We start from the raw sequence: 19,275 nt of genomic DNA on the forward strand, positions 1-19,275 counted from the left end.
TGGGAGACGCTTTTGGACTGACGCGTCCAGGGCAGTAGTTCGTCAAGGCGCTTGGCAGGGTGATCCTGTAAGCAAACCAAGCCTGCCGGATCCATATCATCGAGCTTGGCGGCGGCGATGGGGCCTGTCGTTGACGAGGCGATCGAGCACGTCGATTTCAGTCGCGGTCAACGCGAGGGTTGGCGGCGCGTCTGGGGCGGAACGGTTGAGCATCGTCATCCAGAAGACCCGCCAACTCAGGATGTAAAAGAGCGAGATCAGATTGGTCAGACGCTGGGCGGTCCTGAGCTTCGACTCCTCAGCTTTGCAGCCCGATTTGAGGATCTTGTGGAATACCTCGATCTTCACTCAAACCATACCATTCCAGCTTCGCAATGTAGCGCTTCTGCTTTCCCATCGGTGGCAGGATGCGAATCATGCGATACGTGATGTCAAGAACGTCCTGGTCGGGATCGCCGTTGCTGTCTCTGCTTCGATGCGGTGGAGCCCTCCCCGTCCATTTCGTCCGCAATCGTGTGATCCCCAGCCCAGCCAAACTTTCGACGCAGGTCCTGATCAGGAAGTGAGTTCCGATCTCCGATGCTGCGCAGAAAAGCTCGTAAATGTCACTCTCGCGATCACCAATATGGATGCATCGTCCCGGATGATCCAACAGTTCGTAGACTGCTTCAGACTTTCCAACCACCGGACGCTTTCCTTTTTCTCGATCGAAATCCGGGTGGGATTAATCTTCTTTTTAAGCGCTGCCGTCCCCTTGAATTTCTTCCGGGTCCAGAACTTAACAGCCGCCAACCCAGCGGCATCCCCTCGATTGTAACCGCGAGGCTCGAATGCCTCAGGATGCCGCAAACAGTGTGCGATGTGAGGCGACCCGCCTTATCCCGTCCACAGTTGAGCTCTTGGTGATGCCGACCGCTTCTGACTTCTCGCTTTGATAGCTGAACTCGGTTGTATCGTGCAGCACAACAACGAGACCTTCAGTGGCGGCGGAACGATCACGTGTCGATTCGAAATGGCCGGCCAGAATGTCCGCTTCGCTGACCCCGACATTAGAGAAGAAGCGGTAGGCTGCCTTGGTATTCGCCCAATCCTGGCAGACGAGCGGAATGCTTTGTCCCATGGCGCTTCCAATCTGCTGAGCAGTGTGCGGAATCTGTCCCCGAGCCGCGCGTCCCTAAACTCGCATCCACTACTCTCTCGATCAATCCAACATTCACCGTCCAAGGACCGTAAGCAACCTTTTGCCGATCGATCCCTTAATGTCAGCCCATAGAGTAAAGACGAAAGCGCGCCAACTTCCCCTGAAGGGGCGGCGCGGACCAACCTTGGCAAAATGGAAGTGTGCTGGAACGAGTAAATCTGGATACGAACGAAGCTAGCTGCGACGCTTGAGTGCCGGTCGCCAATTTTAATTTCTCTGGAGCCATTGCGCCCCTCTAAACGCTTGCTCCTCACCTCACCGCGGTTGTTGGGAATTCGCTCGATGGTTGCAGCCGACGTTCGCCCCGCAAATGCGTCCGATGATCAGCTGATCAAATGCCTGCCTTCGGTATTTGATGGATTTTGATCAACAAAAAGGGGGACTCTCCAGCATCGGTAACATTTAAAGCTAATAAGCCAATTCTTCGTCGATCGTACATCGATTGGCGACATAAGAGGGGAGGAGACAACAGCGCGACATTCCCGTGCGGGGGCTCCCAAAGGCGCGGCCTCGCTCCTAACAAACTTGATGGATTACTGCCGACGGCCGCAAGGCCGGGCGTCCTGGAATGCGGGCTTTGCCGGATGTTCTGCTGCCCGCAATAGTTGATCGCTTGGCTTGCAAATCGCGACGCTGAACATCTGGAGGACGTCGGAGATGACTATTGAGGTTACCGTAAATGGGAAATTCTACACTGTCGATGTGCCGCAAGATACCCCACTATTATGGGTGCTTCGTGATGTGATCGGCCTGACGGGCACCAAATACGGGTGTGGAATTGCCCAATGTGGAGCGTGCACCGTGCATGTTGGCGGCAATGCAGTGCGCTCGTGCATTACGGCCATAGGTGACGTTGCGAAACCTGTCACCACGATCGAAGGTTTGGACGTAGACGGCAATCATCCCGTTCAGCGCGCATGGCGCGAGGAGCGTGTTCCGCAGTGCGGCTATTGCCAAGCCGGACAGATCATGCAGGCCGCGGCTCTCCTTGCCGAGATCAACAGCCCCTCGGATCAGCAGATCAGAGATGCGATGGCGGGGAATATTTGTCGCTGCGGCTGTTACCAACGGATCCAATCTGCGGTCCGCACGGCGTCGAAGGGGAGCTAGCAATGAACGTACAGGCATTCTCATGCTCGTCCAAACCCGGCGTGAGACTCGAAAACGTTAGCCGCCGTAAATTCATTCGCTCGACGGCAGTTGTTGCGGCGTTTGCTGTGGCTGCCGAGATTTCCGGGTTGGCCCGTGCCGTGGCGTACGAAACTGGTGGCGCGCAGATGCCACATGGGACCGTCAACGATCCGCATGTGTTCGTATCGATTGACTCTGCGGGCATTGTTTCGATCATAGCCCATCGTTCCGAGATGGGGACGGGAATTCGCACCTCTCTTCCGATGGTGGTGGCAGACGAACTGGAGGCCGATTGGTCAAAGGTTCGCATAGTCCAGGCGCTCGCCGATGAGCCACGCTACGGCAATCAAGACACTGATGGCTCTCGCAGCATGCGTCACTTCTTACAGCCGATGAGACAAGTTGGCGCGGCGATGCGCCAGATGCTGGAGCAAGCGGCGGCCAAACAGTGGGCGGTTCCTTTGTCAGAAGTTCAAGCTGCGAACCACGAAGTGGTACATCGGCCGACCGGCCGCAGGCTGGCCTACGGTGAACTCGCGAAGGCTGCGATGGATCTGCCCACCCCGCAGCCAGAATCCCTGAAGTTCAAGCCCGACAATGCTTTTCGGTATATGGGCCACGGCAACGTCCCGATCTTCGACTTGTTCGATATCACCGTGGGCAAGGCGCAGTACGGCTACGATGTACGATTGCCTGGCATGAGATACGCGGTGGTCGCTCGTCCTCCGGTCGTCGGCGGGAAGATAAAATCCTTCGACGCTACGGACGCCCTCAAAGTTCCTGGCGTCGAAAAGGTTATGGAACTCAGAGTTGGTTGGGCGCCGCCTGCCGCATTCTCACCGCTTGGAGGGATCGCAGTGGTGGCGACGAATACTTGGGCGGCCATAAAGGGCCGAGAAGCCCTGAAGGTCGACTGGGAGGACGGAGAGAACGGTACTTACGATTCCGTGGCTTATCGACAGCAGATGGCGAAAGCCGCAAGCAACCCGGGTCGGGTGGAGCGGACGCAGGGAGATTTCGACAAGGCCTTCGCTGGCGCGTCTAAGGTTGTATCGGCCGAATATTATGTTCCGCACCTCGCTCAAGCATCGATGGAGCCGCTCGTTGCGACCGCGACCATTCGCAATGGCGAATGCGAGGTTTGGGCTCCGCTGCAATATCCGTTCGGCGCGCGCGAAGCATTCGCCAAGCTACTCGAGTTGCCGATTGATAAGGTCAAGGTGAACGTTACTCTTCTAGGCGGCGGCTTTGGACGAAAGTGTCAATCGGACTTCGCGCAGGAAGCCGTACTACTCTCGAAGGCACTTGATGGCGCGCCTGTCAAGCTCGCCTGGACGCGAGAGGATGACCTCCATCATGGCTTCTATCATACGGTCACCTATTCGCGGTTGGACGCGGGGATCGACTCGTCGGGAAAAGTGACTGCATGGCGGCATCGCTCTGTCGCGCCGACCCTGTTTGCGAATTTCAAGCCCGATCCGAAACGCGAGCAAGCTATTGAACTGGGCTTGGGGCTTGCAGATGTCGCCTTGGACATTCGCAATGTGCGCGTCGAGACGGGTGAAGCGGCGGCGCTGACGCGAATTGGATGGTTCCGATCGGTTAACAACATACCTCATGCGTTTGCTGTACAATCTTTTATAGGAGAGATAGCTCAAGCCTTGGGGAAGGATCCCAAAGACTTCCTGCTCGAAATCATCGGGCCGCCACGAAAGCTTGAGCTTGAGAAACTTGGGCTGACGGATCCGCTTTGGAATTACGGCGATCCATATTCAACCTACCCAGTCGATACCGGGCGTCTTGCGAACGTGGTCAATTTGGCGGCTTCGCGTGCGAGCTGGGGAAGATCTCTCCCCAAGGGAAGCGGGCTCGGAATTGCAGCACACCGGAGCTTCCTCTCGTACGTGGCGACAGTAGTCGAAGTGCGCGTGGATAGCCAAGGAAAGCTGATCATCCCGCGCGTGGAGACCGCGATCGACTGCGGCTTTGCCGTCAACCCCGAGCGGATTCGGTCCCAGATTGAGGGGGCGGCGGTCATGGGGCTTAGCAATTTCATCGGGGAGATTTCGTTCAAGAACGGCAGAGCCGAGCAGGGTAATTTTGATAACTACCCAGTGGCCCGCATCGACAATGCGCCGATAAATGTGCGTGTTCACATCGTTTCGAATGGTTCAGACGTTCCTGCGGGCGGTGTTGGAGAGCCAGGAGTACCGCCTTTTCTGCCGGCGCTCTGCAATGCGATCTTCGCCGCGACAGGCAAACGTATTCGTTCGCTTCCAGCGGGCGATCAGATCCGCGTCTAGGCGACCAGACGTCAAACTCGATCGCGCTGAGCCGCGATTGAGCTCGAACAGAAACAACAAAACAATCAGCCCTAGAGGAGTGAAGGAATGTCCAAGGTAAGCAGGACAAGAGTTGGAGCTTGGGAGACCGTCAGCACGATCGTGGGTATTGGTCTAGTGGCAGGCGCCCTCGGGAGTGCGGTGGCTGCTTCCGATGAAACGACGGAAAAGCGGCTTCTCAATGCCACGCAGGAAACGAGCAACTGGCTGCATCACCACCGCGATCACACGGCACAGCGTTATTCGCCGCTCAACCAGATCAATCGCAACACGGTCAAGGGGCTGCATGTGGCCTGGACAATGGCGCTGGGCGGTATCGAAGGTGGCGGTATTTGGAGCCATGGCGGTCTCGAGGGGACTCCGATCGTCGAGAATGGATTCATGTATGTCACCGATGGGTGGGGATCTCTCTACAAAATCGATCTTCACGGCGGGAACGGAACTCTCGTCTGGAAAATGGATCCGAAGACCGATCACGACTGGGCCGGCGCCATTGCGTGTTGCGGGGTTAACAATCGAGGCGCTGCACTATGGGGCAATTTTGTAATTTCTCATACCCTCGATGGACGATTGGTTGCGACGAATAAGGAGGATGGCAAAGTCGCTTGGGAGCGCAAGGTAGCCGATCCCGACAAGGGCGAAGTGATCACCGGCGCGCCGTTGATCGTCAAGAACATGGCTATTACGGGCGTGGCGGGTGCCGAGTACGGCATCCGCGGCTGGATTGCTGCGACTGACCTGAAGTCGCAAAAGGAGGCTTGGCGAACCTATACGATTCCAGGCAAGGGGGAACCAGGCAACGAGACTTGGAAGGATGATCACGAGTCGTGGAAGACCGGTGGGGGATCCACCTGGGTGACCGGATCGTATGATCCCCAAGCCAACTTGCTCTACTGGGGGGTCGGAAATCCTGGGCCTGACTTTGATACTGAATACCGTCAGGGCGACAACCTATACACCGATAGTACCCTTGCACTCGATCCGGACACTGGAAAGATCAAATGGCATTTTCAGCACACACCGAATGATCCATTTGATTATGACAGTGTTGCGGAAAGAGTTCTCGTCGACCTCCCGATCAAGGGAAAGGCACGCAAGGTGGTACTTGAAGCCGATCGCAACGGCTTCGGTTACGCGCTCGATCGCACCGACGGCTCGTTCCTTTGGGCAACGCCGTTCGTGAAGAAGGTGACCTGGACCAAGGGCATCAACCCCGAGACCGGAAAACCGATCGAGTATGATCCAAGCAAGTCGGTGCAAACCTATGATCCGCAGGTGACGCTGAATCGGAAGAACACGCATGTCACCGTTTGTCCGGGACATAACGGTGGCAAGAACTGGCCGCCTACTGCGTACAATCCAGACTTGAAGACCTGGTACATCCCGGTCATCGAGAGCTGTGACGAGTTGGATAACAAGGAGACCAAACCTGGCGATTGGAAGGCTCGTGAATTTTTCACGGGAGGCGGTCCAGTCGTGAAGATGCCGATAACAGGAAGTGTAACCGCCATTGACACTATCACTGGCAAGGTCACGGGCAAGTATGAGACCAAGTATCCGATGCTCGGCGGGTTGCTTGCAACGCCCGAATTGGTGTTCGCTGGCCACCCATCCGGAGAACTCTACGCCCTCGATGCCAAGACATTGAACAAGGTGTGGGAATTCAATACGGGTGGCGGCGTTAACGCTCCTCCCATGACCTTCTCCGTCGACGGAAAGCAATATATTGCGATCCTCGTCGGACTGGGCGGCGCCTGGGACAAGTGGAACCTCGATTCCACGAAAGGCCTGGAAAAGGTCCCTCCGGGCTCCATGCTGTACGTTTTTGGGTTGTGATCCGCTGTGAGGCGAAGGGGGCAGGATTGTGCTTGCCCCATTTTTCTAGAGTCCAAGAGGGAAGAATGGAATTGAAGGTCGTCCGCCTGACCCAATGGGTAAACCGCGCGCTACGCGTTGGTATAATCGGCTTGTTCGTGGGTGGTGGCTTGGCTCTTCTCGTGACAGGAGACTCTGCTTGGGGCGAAGGTGGCACGCCCGTACCGGGGCAGGTCATTAACGGCGCGCACCACGCCCAGGATGAAGGGCAACGCATCTACGAAAAGGCAAATTGCGTAGGCTGCCACAAATGGCATGGCGATGGGGGCGGCGGCTATGGAGGCGCAGCGCTTTCGTTACGAGGTACGCAACTCAGTCGCGATCAAATTGTCGAGGTTGTCCATTGCGGGCGCCCGGGAACGGGAATGCCGCATTTTGATCGCGACGCGTACAAGGACTACGCATGCTATTCGGGGATCACGGCTCAGGATTTGAGCAAGGACCTGCCTCCGGATGCAGCTACATTTCTCCGGCCGAAAGAAATCGAGAAGGTCGTTGATTATGTTCTGGAGCACATCAAAGGGAAGGGACCGATAAGCTATCAAGACTGCATTGGCTTCTTCGGAGACAGCTCGAGAGCCTGCGAAGTCTACAAGAACGGTTCGACTGGCTCGCAAGCAACGGGAACGGAAGCGAAGCAATGACACATCGACGATTGGCCTGGGCTCTGGCGCTACTACTCCTCGCTTGGGGCAATGCGAGCGCGCGCGATGCGATCGACTTACGCAACCTGAGTCTTGGGATGTCAGTCGCTAATATTCCGCCCAAGGAGTACATCAACCTCGCTTGCGCCGCGAAAGAGAGCGTCAAGCTGTCTTCTTGGAACGACTTTTCGGCATGCCCGGCGGATGAAATGGGCTTGTACGGTATATCCTTTCGTTTCAATGACGAAGTCAATCCGCTGGCGGCTGTGAACGACAAGTATGAAGGTACGAAGCTCGGCGGCCATCCTGTGTTGCTGAAGGGTCTCGTAGACAGCAGCGGCGCGTTGCGAGGTATTCGGATCGACACGGATCCGAGCGCACGTCTCTTTTGGCATAAGAAGGCGTATCTCTTGGCACTTTCGGTGAGAGCTCGGTACGGCGAGGCGGGTTGGATCTGCCGAGAGCTGGAGTCTCGTGAGGATGAAAATCCGGTGGGCGGTCTACTCATCAAGGAGCGGTGCGAGAAGCGCTCAGAGCGCCGTCACTTGATTTTGGACCGGGAACTCTACCGGCGCGCCGGCCAGCCCGTTTCGGACTTTGTCAATGCGACGCACCTCATCATTGAACAGACGACCGACCGCTGACCGGTATTGCCCATCCGACAACGACGTGTCGTTGTGAAGGGTCGAGCGGGATTACTAGTCTAATTCGTCAGCACGGCCAATGAGCCGGTCGATAGCGGCTACGCGCGTCTGGCCGACGCGCTGGCGCTTATCGTGCCAGATCGCCTCGGATCCGCTGGCAGACCGGGCTCGTCTGCTTACCTCCCTGGACTTAAGCCGCTGTTGGAGAGGTCCAGCAGCGGCTTCTTTTTTAACCTCCAGGGCCATGGTGGGCGAGGCGTCAGCCTGCTCCTCGCCTGGTGATACCAACCACAGGCCGTTTGCGAGGAATGGTAGCGTTGCATCTATCAGAATCTGTTAGAGATTCTGCGCTGTAATGGTGAGAAACTGCACCGGGGCACTGCTCAAGTCGACGTTAATTAGCCCTAGACGGTGAAGCACTGTATCCAGCGAGCGGCGTGCCTGCGTTTCAGGCGCGCCGTCGATGCAGATGTCCATCAATCCCGAGCGAAGACACTTTGCCGTGTTCTGAGTAAGCGCGTGCCCGATCCAGAAGACCTTGGCAGGATGTGCGTTCAAAGCCGCCGCAATCCCCTCCCTGCCGGCACCCACGCTATACAGTCCGATAACGCGATCGCCGTTGCGCAACGCTTCAGAGAGCCTCTCTGCCGAAAGCAGATTGTCGTCATGGCCAAAAATGACGACATAGAAATTCCGATCGCCATCAGTGTGCTGCATCAGATAGTCCGAGAAGCCCCGTATGCGCTCCCGATGCGCCCTGTAGGCCCCGCTGTGGCACATGGCGAGGACGGTGCCACGAATTCCACGGAGCATGCTTGACATATAATACGCGGCGGTCCGTCCCGCCGCGTAGTTGTCAATGCCGATATAGGGCACATCCTCGTCGGCGCTTCCCGTCAGCAACTGTACGACTTCCACACCCGACATCCGGGCTTGGCGAATGCTCTCGGTAATTTCAGGATGGTCTGGAGCCAGAACAATCAGACCAGCTCGCCGAACAGTTGGTTTCGCAATATGCCGGGCGACGCCCGTGACGTCGTCCTCGCTAACGAATGTCCGGTGCACTAAAATGGCCGGATCCAGGGAGGCAGATATCCGCTGGAAAGTAGCGTTGAGGTCCGCATAAAAAAACTCGGCTTCGGGTTGAACGAGGAGCACCTCAATCCGAATGATGCCGCTATGGGGCCTCAATCGCCGATCGCCATATTTTAGCTTCTTTGCGGCCCTGATGACTCTTTCGGCAAGCTCGGTCCTCACGCCGCCACGGTCATTGAGAACCCGCTCGACGGTAGCGGTACCGACATTCGCCTCACGCGCAATGTCTCTGATCGTCGGACCACTCAAATGCGTGCTCCTTCGGCGTGACTTCGATCAACACGGCACGGGAGTCTGTGGCCTCTTACTCTCTCGATTTGGCCTGTGCATTTAAGGAACGTTGCCGTCAAAAGTGTAGGACGTCTTCACCGTCGTATAAAACTCTTGCGCGTAGCGGCCCTGCTCGCGCGAACCATAGCTGGAGCCTTTGCGGCCCCCGAATGGCACGTGGTAATCCACGCCGGCCGTCGGCAGATTCACCATCACCATGCCGGCCTCTGCGTTGCGTTTGAAGTGGCTGGCGTATTTTAGGCTGGTGGTGCAGATCCCCGAAGACAGGCCGAACGGCGTGTCGTTGGCCAGTTCAAGCGCCTCGTCGTAGTCCTTTGCCCGGATCACGGTGGCAACCGGCCCGAAAATCTCCTCGCGCGCGACACGCATCTGATTGCTCACTTGCGTGAGCAGTGCGGGCGCGAGATAGAATCCGGGCGTTTCGCGCTTCAGGAGCTCGCCCCCGGCAACCAGCTTTGCGCCTTCCGCCTGGCCTATGCTGATATACTTCAGGTCCTGCTCGAGTTGGCTCTGGTCGACGACCGGGCCAATATGCGTCCCGGCTTTCACGGCGTCATCAATGATAAGCCCCTGCATCCGCTCCTGCAGGGCCGCTACGAAGCGATCGTGAATCCCATCTGTCACAATCAGCCGCGACGAAGCCGTGCAGCGCTGGCCGGTGGAGAAGAAGGCACTGTTCACTGCGCATTCCACTGCCAGCGTCAGATCGGCATCATCAAGGACGACCATGGGGTTCTTGCCCCCCATCTCGAGTTGAAGCTTCTTCATCGGTTCAGTGGTGACGCAGGCCTGGGCGATCTTGCGCCCCGTCGGCACTGAGCCCGTAAAGGAAATGGCAGAAACCTTGGAGCTGTTCAGCATCGCCTCACCAACCACCGAGCCCCGGCCCATCACGAGGTTGAATACACCAGCCGGCACTCCGGCGCGGACGATGATCTCGGCGAGCGCATGGGCCGAACCCGGGACGAGCTCGGCGGGCTTGAACACAACGGTGTTGCCGTAGGCAAGTGCTGGCGCAATCTTCCAGGCTGGAATTGCAATCGGGAAATTCCAGGGCGTAATGAGGCCGATGACGCCGACCGGCTCGCGAGTGATCTCCACACCGACAGACGGCCGGACTGACGGCAGCGTTTCGCCCGTCATGCGGAGGCACTCGCCAGCGAAGAATTGAAAGATCTGCCCGGCACGCGCGACCTCGCCGATCCCTTCTGCCAAGGTCTTGCCCTCCTCGCGGGAGAGCAGGCGGCCGAGCTCGTCCTTGCGAGCGTGGATCTCGTCACCAATCGCCTTGAGCATGTCATGCCTCGCCTGGATACTGGAACGCGACCAGGCCGGAAATACGTGGTGAGCCGCGGCAATCGCGCGTTCGGTCTCTGCAACCGAGGCGTGGGCAAAGTCGCCCACGACATCATCGGTGTTGGACGGGTTGATATTTGGCCTCGCTTCCGCAGCCGGAAGCCATTCGCCTGCGATATAGTTGTTTGTCATCGATAAACTCTGAAGTTGATTGAATTTTGTAGGTGCATGCGCTTTCGGCCTCGCACGTCAACTCGCCGACTAACTCACTTCAGGCAGAACCATTCAGTGGCCCCAGCGGAGCGCCAACGGGTTGACCCCGCGCGCCAGCTCAATCAGCCCGGCTTTCGTGTGGGGATGAAGTTGCTCCAGCGGATGCCGCACAGCGTCAGATCTGATGACGTTGCCCTCCCTCATCACGGTCTTGGCCGCGCGCAGGCCACATTGACGGTTCTCGTAATTGATCAAGGGTAGCACCTTTGCATAGGCAGCGGCCGCTTCCGTGCTGCGACCCGCCATATGATGATCGAAAACCGGCCGTAACAAATCCGGACATAGCGCGCTCGACATCGTCCCGGTCGCTCCAGCCTGCAGATCTGCCATCATGGTGATGGCTTCCTCTCCATCGAACGGACCGGCTATGGCAGCATTGCCCGCTTCGATCAGATTGCGCAGCTTCGCTGCGGCAAATGGGACTTCGATCTTGAAATAATCAATAAGCGGCACCTCCTGTGCGAGCCGAACGAGAAAGGGTACCGAGAGCGTCACTCCGCTGAGTGGTGCGTCCTGAACCATTATCGGAACTCCAGCCGCATCGGCGACACGAGCGAAATGCTCAATCATATGATCTTCGTCCGCCTTGAGACCCGCACCGTGATAAGGCGGCATTAGCATCAGGAGGCTTGCGCCTCGTTCGGCGGCATAGCGTGCGCGTTCCACCGCAATCCGAGTGCTGAAATGACTGCAAGTCACCATGACCGGCTTGCGGCCGGCGACATGTGACAGGCAGAGGTCAACCAGCAGTCTGCGCTCCTCGTCGGATAACAGGAACTGCTCGGAATAGTTGGCAAGTATACAAATACCGTCGACCTTCTGATCGATCATGCAATCCAAAATACGCCGTTGCCCCTCGAGATCGAGATCTCCAGAGTCCGTGAATGGCGTTGGCGCGACGGGAAACAGGCCACCATAGGGCCGGCTTGTCTGAACTTGCATGAGCTAGAATCTTTCTCCAAGGGAATGAGGGGCATCGAAGTGCGACTGGTGTGGTGCATCGATCGGGATCGCGAATGTCGCTCGCCTCGAACAATGTCCGGAGAACTGACCCTGGCCTTCGCCGCCAAGCACCTTGCCGCGAACTTGGATCGTTAGCTCGCGGGACGACGCTAACGGCGTGGTTCGACCCGCGGGGTTGGCTGACACTTGCGTTGCGGCTGGGGAGGAGAGTTGAGCCTGGCAAGACAATGCGAGCGGTCCGGGTGTTATTGGCGATCCTTCGCGGCTGCAGTTGAGTCTCGAACGATCAAGCGCGTTTCGAACTCGACCCTTGCATGTATGTCCAGGGAATTTTGATCCGCCAGAAAATAGTTGGCGGCCTGTTCGCCCATCAGGCGAGCCGGGACATCAATTGTCGTCAGACCCGGAGTGAGATACTCGGCGATGTCGAGATTATCGAACCCGATCATCGATATGTCCTGAGGCACGCTTAATCCGGCCTCCTTGCATGCGCGCATCGCTCCGACAGCGAGCACGTCGCTCCCGCAGAATATCGCTGTGACATTTTTGTTTTGGTTCAGAATGATTTTGGCAGCTGCTCGGCCCCGGCTGAACTCGTAGGGCGATTCCACAACAACAATACTGGAGCGGCTGATTCCGCGACGCTCAGCCATGGCGAGGAAGCCCTCGAGACGACCGGATGCTCGGTCGTTATCGCGCGTTACCCCGGCGATAACTGCAAGGTGCCTATGGCCCAGGTCTGCAAGGTAGTTTGCGGCCAAAGCCCCGCCGCTGCGGTTGTCAAAACCCATACTGGGGATCGAAACGTCGTCAGAGAGGGCGTAGGTTACAGCATATCTCACCCTGTGCTCACGCAGCAGTTTGAGTGTTTCCTTCCTATGGCAAGAACCCACGAGGACAATACCGTCAACGCCCTTTTCGATGAGGTTGCGCACGACCCGTGTTTCTCGGTCCAGATCGTAACCCGTTGCGGAGTAGACCAGCGAAGCGCCGGCCGGTGCTAGCCGACTCTCCAGACCTTCAAGCATTCGAGTGAAGATCGCGGCGTCCAGTGTCGGAACTATCAAGCCAATCAGCCGAGAACGCGAAGATCGCAGCGCGCGTGCAGATCCGTTGGGAACGTAGCCGAGTTCATCAACGATCCGGAGAATGCGCTCTCTCAAGTCGATCGCGACGGTTTCGGGCCGGTTCAACACACGCGAAACTGTGGCGATAGAACATCCGGCCCGTTTCGCTATCTCCACGACTGTGGGTGATTGCCTGCCTTGGTCAATCCGGGCCGTTTTTTCTAACGCCATGAGCCTGCTTCTTTCCCGCGAGCCAGCCTGGAAGGCCGTGCATTAGACAAGGGGTATGAAATCGTTATCATATCACGCGTGCCGACGCAATTGCTCAATCTGGCCAAAAAGTCGGCACAAAATGAGCTTTGTGAGCATTTTTTGCCCATTCCAGATCTTTTCTCTTGCGTGAACGGGTAGATGAATGTAAACCTTTACATCACGGGAGCCCGCACAGCATCTGCCGAAGCTGCGCACGGTGCTGGCACCGGGCCGCAAGGCGGGTCGGTGGTGGTCAAAAGTATCGAACCGGCATTCGGTCAGTGGAGCGAGCATGCAAGCGAAAAAGAATAAGCGAACGGGCGAGGTGCCAATCATTACGGCTCGGCAAGCCGTAGCGCTGATCTCCGATGGCGATTGCGTCTATTTCGGCGGCTCGGCCGGAGTCGCGATCCCTGAGCTAATCATTGACGCGCTTCGCGACCTTCATTCCGAGCAGGGGTCCCCCAAGAACTTAATGCTGGTGGGGACTGTGGCCATCGGCGATTGGGCCACGACAGGATTCAACAAGTTGGCAGCCCCAGGCCTGGTGCGTCGAGTCGTCGCCAGCGGCTTAAACAATTGTCCTGCGCTTGGGCGGCGTGCGCTGGCCAATGAAATCGAAGCCTACACCCTCCCTCAGGGAGTCTTAGCGCAGCTCACTCGCGAAAACGCGGCAGGTCGCCCCGGCGTGATCACGAAAGTGGGCCTCAGAACTTTCGCCGACCCCCGTATCGGCGGCTGCAAGCAGAGTGAGTGCAGCAAAGAGGATATGGTTGCTGTTGTCGATATCGAGGGGGACGAGCACCTGCTCTACAAGACCTTCCCGATCCAGGTCGCGATTCTGCGAGGCAGTATTGCGGACGAGAAAGGAAACATCTCGCTCGAAGACGAGGCATATGTCGGCGAAAGCATGTCGATTGCGGCTGCCACTCGCCGATCTGGCGGAATAGTCATTGTGCAGGTCAAGCGAGTCGCTGCATCCAATACGCTAAACCAACGAGAAGTGAGAATACCCGGGGTTTTGGTCGATTACCTCGTCGTCGATCCCAATCAGCGACAGACCTATGCGACGGAGTATAGCCCAGCATATGCCGGAAAAATGCGCGTGCCGGATGGGAAGATCGCGTCGCTGCCGTTCGATGTGAGAAAGGTGATCGCGCGCCGCGCGGCCCTCGAGTTGACCCCGGGAGCTACCGTTAACATCGGCTATGGAATCTCGAACGGAATTGCCGTTGTGGCCGCAGAAGAGGGGATATACCGGTCAGTCACATTGACAGCTGAGCAGGGGGTCATCGGCGGCATTCCTGCCCCCGGACAGGACGCCGGCGCCGGAACGAACTACGACATGATTGCGCCGCAGCCGGATCAGTTCGACTTCTACGACGGTGGCGGGTTGGACGTCGCATTCTTGTCTTCTGCTGAAGTCGATCGACACGGCAACGTCAACGTGAGCCGCTTCGGCGACAAGATCATAGGGCCAGGCGGCTTCATCAACATCAGCCAGGGCGCTCGAAAAGTCGTTTTCTCCGGCACCCTCACTGCATCGGGATTGAATGCGATACCGGACAACGGGACTCTCGTCATCGCAACCGAGGGGACGGTCAAGAAGTGGGTGAAGGACGTCTACCAAATCACCTTCAGTGGCGCTTTTGCAACGGAGCGCCAGCAAGAAGTCGTTTTCATCACCGAGCGTGCCGTGTTCAAGCTCACGCCGAACGGCGTCATGCTGACCGAAGTAGCGCCTGGCATCTCCGTCGAAAAGCAGGTGCTGTCGAACATTGAATTCGACGTACTCGTCTCGCCCGACCTGAAGTTGATGGACACGAGGATATTTACGAATGAGCCAATGAATTTGGCTGTGCAGTTTCATGACAACCCGGGACGGGCGTAAGGAGCGGCTGACGTGAAGTTCGTCTCGATTGAATGCGAAGACAAAGTCCAGATCTTGGCGATGAATAGGCCAGAGCGACGCAACGCTCTCGGCGAAGACATGCTGAAGGATCTGCTTGAGTCGGTGGACAGGGCGGCCGGCGACACCACTGTGAACGTCATCCTGATCGCTGGAAACGGTCCGGGTTTCTCGGCCGGCGCAGACCTGAAGGATTTTTCGGCTGGCAATATCAACAACACTTTTGACCTGAATCGCCGGCTGGGTGCATTTGTGCGCTCCCTTGCTCTTGTCAGAAAACCTGTCGTCTGCGCGGTGGATGGGTTTGCCTTGGGCGGCGGCCTTATGTTGGCCGCGTCATGCGACGTTGTTGTAACGGCTCGGGAAGCGCGCTGGCATTTGCCGGAAGTGTCTTTAGGCTGGCTGCCGGGCTTCGGGCTGGACACTTTGGCCGCGCGCGTCGGCCCGTTTGCGGCTCGGTCCTTGAGCTGGAGCCCGACTGCGATCGACGGCTTAGAGGCACATCGGTTGGGCTTGGCTGACATTCTGTCATCTCCGACTGAGACTGCTCGCGAGGCGGCGCTCCGCTATGCCAAGGGCCTGGCGGCAATGCCGCCCCATGCCGTGCTCACCACTAAACAGTTTTTCTCCACCTCAGTAACCGCGAGGGGAGAAGTCATGGATGACTTGGCAAACCGCTACTTTGTTCAGGACATTCTGCATGAGACGGCGCAGGCGAATATGCAACGCTTCCTTCCGAAGAAAGCCGCCGGCGCCTAGCCTGCGCTTACATAAGAAAGCTCTTCACGGAGTTTGATTTCAGGGAATAATATGGATCAAACCGTTCCCCCTCTGATCATCGCCGAGCGACCTGACCCAGGCGTACTCCTGCTGCGGCTCAATCGCCCAAAGCAAAGGAATGCACTGAGTGCGGCGCTCTTGGGCCAGCTTGCCGATGCTCTTCGTGCGGCTCGCTCCGATGAGGCTGTTCGATGCGTAATTTTAACTGGCGACGAGGGCGGCTTCTCCGCTGGAGCTGACATCAAGGAGATGCAGCAGCACGGTTTTGGTGCGCTGAGCGATCCTGCACGGCAGCATGCATGGGATTTAATCGCCGCCTTCCCCAAGCCGCTCATTGCAGCGGTTCGAGGCGTCTGCCTCGGCGGTGGCCTAGAGCTCGCGATGCTAGCTGACATCCTGCTTGTCGCGGAAGACAGCGTGCTTGCGCAGCCGGAAATCACGATCGGCATCATGCCTGGAGATGGCGCTACCCAGCGGTTGACGCGGAGCATTGGCAAGTCCCTCGCCATGCAGATGGTGCTGACGGGAGAGCCAATCAGCGCGGAAAGGGCAGTGGCTGCTGGGCTCGCATCCGAAATGCTGCCGGCGTCCGGGTTGGTTGAACGCGCGCTCGCCATAGCACGCGTCATCTCGAAGCGCGCGCCGATTGCTGCTCAGTTGGCGAAGGAGTCGATTCAGGCAGCTTATGAAACCCCACTGTCGGCTGGCTTGGCGTTTGAGCGGCGCGCTATCCGGTACGCTTTCACTACCGATGACCAAAAGGAGGGCATGGCTGCCTTCGTCGAAAAGCGGCAGCCAATATTCTCCGGACGTTAAGGGAAGACACTCAATTCGTCTCCTGACCTGGTGAATCGTTCGCGATGTTACGACACTCCCGGGCGATCCTGGCGCGAGAAAATGTAAACGTTTTCAGTATAACAAACCGAGGAAACAAAATGACCACTATCGTTGAACCGATCCCATCAGCCAATCCGCAAAGCACGGCTCGGGAAGTGCCGCACCAAAAGCAAGTTGCCACGAAGAGCATGACCATTGCTTTAGGCGGTGGTGTAGCGCTGGAGTGGTACGACTGGACCGTCTACGGAATGATGGCTTCTTTTCTCTCGCCGCTTTTCTTTCCGTCCAGTGATCCAACAACATCGCTGCTCGCCGCACTCGCCGTTTACGGCGCGGGCTTCTTCGCGCGACCGGTAGGAGCTGCGATACTCGGTCCGATCGCCGATCGCATCAGCCATAAGCGGGTGATGATGATCTCCGTCACCGCGATGGCCTTGTGCTCGCTCCTCATTTCCGTGTTACCCAGTTACCGGGAGCTCGGCGTCGCAGCGGCCGTCATATTGTTGGTCGTCCGGCTTATCCAGGGACTCGCCACCGGCGCTGAGGCCGGAGTCGCGAATGCCATTGCGATTGAACTTGCACCGCCTGGCCAGGAGGGGCGGTACCTTGGCCTGATCAGCGGCACGTTCATCCAGCTCGGTGTATTCGGCTCCAGTTTGGTCGCCTTTCTCGTGAGCGCCTCGGTGACGCCCGAGATAATGCACGATTGGGCTTGGCGGCTACCCTTTGCCGTCGGTGGAGTGCTCGGCCTGCTGATCATCTATCTGCGCAGCAAACTACCAGAGACCTTGATCAAACACGTCATGCATCGGGATGAATTGTCGCGTACTCAGGAGACCACCAGTGGCGTCTGGAAGACACTCTGGAGCGTGCGGCTTTCGCTGCTCGCAGTCATCCTGGTCGTAGGGGCGGTGCAGATCGCGAACTACGCTTGGAATGCTGGCTTGCCTAATCTGGCGAACGGCGTCTTCAAGGAGAACAGCACCTCGGTGTACGGGATCACGACACTGATGGGCGTGATCTGGATCGTTACAGCGCCATTTGTGGGTGCTTTCGCGGACAAGGTTCGAGCTTCGCGTGCGTTCACACTCCTACGTCTCTTGCTCGTGGCGTGCTTCTTCCTGACGTTGCTCTATTCCGAGAAGAGCATTTCCACGTTCTTCTTTGTAATGGTGTTCGGCGGCGCCGTCGTCGGCTTCAACATGGCTCTCTACAACTTCATCGCAACCACGTTGATGCCACGCGCGGTGCGCACAACGGGCATCGCTGTCGGGTATGCGCTTGGAGTATCACTCTTTGGCGGAACCTCACCCTATTTGCTGGTCTGGTTGCAGCACGCAAATATGGCATGGATGTTCCCGGTTTATGGATCTGTGGTCGCGGTGCTGAGCGTCGGGGTCTATCACGCAGCAAAAAGGCGCGGGCTCGTCTACATAGGCGACTGAATTCAACCCTTCTAGCTTTACAATCAGGGCTCAGTCTGGAGCCGACGTTTTCCCAGGAGAAAACATGTCGAAAAGCAACTACTTGTCCGCACGCGAACGCATGCTGGCGCGCATCGCACAAACGAGGGAGACTGCCAAAACAGGCCTGCCGCACTGGGCTCGCACTACCGATGGAAAATGGACGTTCACGCCCGATGGTGATTGGACCGGCGGCGCCTTCGCCGGCCAGCTTTGGCTAGCACATCTGGCCGATCCTCAGCACTTCCCGATCTCTGACGCGCGTGCCGCCCTGAGCAGAATGTTGCCCCGCGCCCAGCTTCGGACGGCTTTCAAAGGATTTGGCTTCTACCACGGTGCCGCGCTTGGAAGCATCCTCTTCGCAGATGACGTGGCACGCGATGCTGCGCTTAGTGCAGCCAGGTCGCTGGAGCAGATGTTCGATCCCAAGCTCGGCTTGATCCCGCTAGGCCAGGATGCCGAGGAAGCCAACGCTGTTGGTACTGCTGAAAGCAGCATCGACTCTCTGCAAGCGACGGGACTGCTCTATTGGGCGTCGGACCAGTTGGGAGACTCGCGCATGGAAGAGATCGCCAATGCACACATGCGGAGGGTATTGGAGATTCATGTTCGACCCGATAACTCGGTGATCCAATCATCCACACTCGACCCGCAAACCGGTAAGGTGCTCAGGACGCACACGCATAAGGGATACAGCAATGTGAGCACTTGGGGACGTGCGCAGGGATGGGCGATCCTATATACCGCTCATGCGGCAATGGTTCGCCCAAAGGAGCCGCTGTGGCGCGAATATGCTGTGCGCGTGCTGGACTGGTGGATCGACCACGTCCCTGCGGATCTGGTCGCGTATTGGGACTTTGACGATCCAGCAATTCCAAATACGAGCCGGGATACCGCGGCCACGGCTATCGTCGCGGCAGCATCCTTGAGACTTGCATCCGCATCGAGCCCCAGTGGGGGCGCTAAGTACCGAGACTTCACGGAACGGACCGTAGCCGAGCTGGTCTCGGCATATTTGACGCCCGTCGTTCCTTCCGACAAGCGTCCGCCTGGAATGCTCACAGGAGGATGTTTCACCCGAAAAGCGTTGGCGCGAGACATCGACACCACGCACGACGCAGAACTGATATTTGGCAGTTACTTCCTATTTGAAGCTATTGCGATCCTCACTGGTCTAGTGAGCATGGGGCGGATCTGATCCTGTATTTGCAA

General features: G+C 57.7%; 16 protein-coding genes. 10 read left to right on the top strand and 6 right to left on the bottom strand.

All coding sequences use genetic code 11. The features are described 5' to 3' along the window. Positions 1 to 96 precede the first annotated feature (96 nt). Together EI171_RS44655 and EI171_RS45500 are read right to left on the bottom strand one after the other, a co-directional pair. Positions 97 to 348, bottom strand: coding sequence for a hypothetical protein (locus EI171_RS44655; RefSeq protein ID WP_202633127.1), 252 nt, complete (start codon positions 346 to 348; stop codon positions 97 to 99). A 487-nt stretch (positions 349 to 835) separates the two neighbouring features. After that, positions 836 to 1,120, bottom strand: a complete 285-nt coding sequence (locus EI171_RS45500) for a transposase DNA-binding-containing protein (RefSeq protein ID WP_246740493.1) — start codon at positions 1,118 to 1,120, stop codon at positions 836 to 838. Positions 1,121 to 1,858: 738 nt separating this feature from the next. Here EI171_RS45500 and EI171_RS11005 point away from each other — a divergent pair. The 5 genes from EI171_RS11005 to EI171_RS11025 all read left to right on the top strand — a co-directional run bounded on the left by EI171_RS11005 (position 1,859) and on the right by EI171_RS11025 (position 7,837). Beyond that, the gene (locus EI171_RS11005) at positions 1,859 to 2,311 is read left to right on the top strand and encodes a (2Fe-2S)-binding protein (RefSeq protein WP_161533337.1); all 453 of its coding nucleotides are present in this window, start codon (positions 1,859 to 1,861) and stop codon (positions 2,309 to 2,311) included. Positions 2,312 to 2,313: 2 nt separating this feature from the next. Next, positions 2,314 to 4,635 (top strand): molybdopterin cofactor-binding domain-containing protein, encoded by a 2,322-nt coding sequence (locus EI171_RS11010; protein WP_161533338.1) that lies wholly within the window; start codon positions 2,314 to 2,316, stop codon positions 4,633 to 4,635. Between the two features lie 87 nt (positions 4,636 to 4,722). Continuing rightward, positions 4,723 to 6,510 (top strand): PQQ-dependent dehydrogenase, methanol/ethanol family, encoded by a 1,788-nt coding sequence (locus tag EI171_RS11015; protein ID WP_161533339.1) that lies wholly within the window; start codon positions 4,723 to 4,725, stop codon positions 6,508 to 6,510. Between the two features lie 65 nt (positions 6,511 to 6,575). Beyond that, on the top strand, positions 6,576 to 7,193 hold the full coding sequence (locus EI171_RS11020) for a cytochrome c (protein ID WP_161533340.1): 618 nt from the start codon (positions 6,576 to 6,578) through the stop codon (positions 7,191 to 7,193). Then, positions 7,190 to 7,837 (top strand): hypothetical protein, encoded by a 648-nt coding sequence (locus EI171_RS11025; protein ID WP_161533341.1) that lies wholly within the window; start codon positions 7,190 to 7,192, stop codon positions 7,835 to 7,837. The genes EI171_RS11020 and EI171_RS11025 overlap by 4 nt, the downstream gene beginning before the upstream one ends. A 336-nt stretch (positions 7,838 to 8,173) precedes the next feature. Here EI171_RS11025 and EI171_RS11030 read toward each other — a convergent pair whose 3' ends face one another. The 4 genes from EI171_RS11030 to EI171_RS11045 all read right to left on the bottom strand — a co-directional run bounded on the left by EI171_RS11030 (position 8,174) and on the right by EI171_RS11045 (position 13,053). Next, on the bottom strand, positions 8,174 to 9,181 hold the full coding sequence (locus EI171_RS11030) for a LacI family DNA-binding transcriptional regulator (protein ID WP_161533342.1): 1,008 nt from the start codon (positions 9,179 to 9,181) through the stop codon (positions 8,174 to 8,176). A gap of 81 nt (positions 9,182 to 9,262) precedes the next feature. Further along, the gene (locus EI171_RS11035; RefSeq protein WP_161533343.1) at positions 9,263 to 10,711 is read right to left on the bottom strand and encodes an aldehyde dehydrogenase family protein; all 1,449 of its coding nucleotides are present in this window, start codon (positions 10,709 to 10,711) and stop codon (positions 9,263 to 9,265) included. A 93-nt stretch (positions 10,712 to 10,804) separates the two neighbouring features. Beyond that, positions 10,805 to 11,734, bottom strand: coding sequence for a dihydrodipicolinate synthase family protein (locus EI171_RS11040; protein WP_161533344.1), 930 nt, complete (start codon positions 11,732 to 11,734; stop codon positions 10,805 to 10,807). Positions 11,735 to 12,000: 266 nt separating this feature from the next. After that, positions 12,001 to 13,053 carry a LacI family DNA-binding transcriptional regulator gene (locus tag EI171_RS11045; RefSeq protein ID WP_161533345.1) on the bottom strand — a complete coding sequence of 351 codons (1,053 nt, stop codon included), beginning with the start codon at positions 13,051 to 13,053 and terminating at the stop codon, positions 12,001 to 12,003. Positions 13,054 to 13,366: 313 nt separating this feature from the next. On the opposite strand from EI171_RS11045, the gene EI171_RS11050 reads away from it, so the two are divergent. The 5 genes from EI171_RS11050 to EI171_RS11070 all read left to right on the top strand — a co-directional run bounded on the left by EI171_RS11050 (position 13,367) and on the right by EI171_RS11070 (position 19,261). Continuing rightward, positions 13,367 to 14,965, top strand: a complete 1,599-nt coding sequence (locus EI171_RS11050) for an acyl CoA:acetate/3-ketoacid CoA transferase (RefSeq protein ID WP_161533346.1) — start codon at positions 13,367 to 13,369, stop codon at positions 14,963 to 14,965. 12 nt (positions 14,966 to 14,977) lie between these two features. Beyond that, positions 14,978 to 15,742: an enoyl-CoA hydratase/isomerase family protein gene (locus tag EI171_RS11055; RefSeq protein WP_161533347.1), complete on the top strand. Its 765-nt coding sequence runs from the start codon at positions 14,978 to 14,980 to the stop codon at positions 15,740 to 15,742. Positions 15,743 to 15,793: 51 nt separating this feature from the next. Next, on the top strand, positions 15,794 to 16,579 hold the full coding sequence (locus EI171_RS11060; protein WP_161533348.1) for an enoyl-CoA hydratase-related protein: 786 nt from the start codon (positions 15,794 to 15,796) through the stop codon (positions 16,577 to 16,579). Between the two features lie 119 nt (positions 16,580 to 16,698). Then, on the top strand, positions 16,699 to 18,045 hold the full coding sequence (locus EI171_RS11065; protein ID WP_161533349.1) for an MFS transporter: 1,347 nt from the start codon (positions 16,699 to 16,701) through the stop codon (positions 18,043 to 18,045). 64 nt (positions 18,046 to 18,109) lie between these two features. Then, positions 18,110 to 19,261, top strand: a complete 1,152-nt coding sequence (locus EI171_RS11070; protein ID WP_161533350.1) for a glycoside hydrolase family 88 protein — start codon at positions 18,110 to 18,112, stop codon at positions 19,259 to 19,261. Positions 19,262 to 19,275: the final 14 nt, after the last annotated feature.

The organism is Bradyrhizobium sp. LCT2, assembly GCF_009931255.1.
Taxonomy (GTDB): domain Bacteria; phylum Pseudomonadota; class Alphaproteobacteria; order Rhizobiales; family Xanthobacteraceae; genus Bradyrhizobium; species Bradyrhizobium diazoefficiens.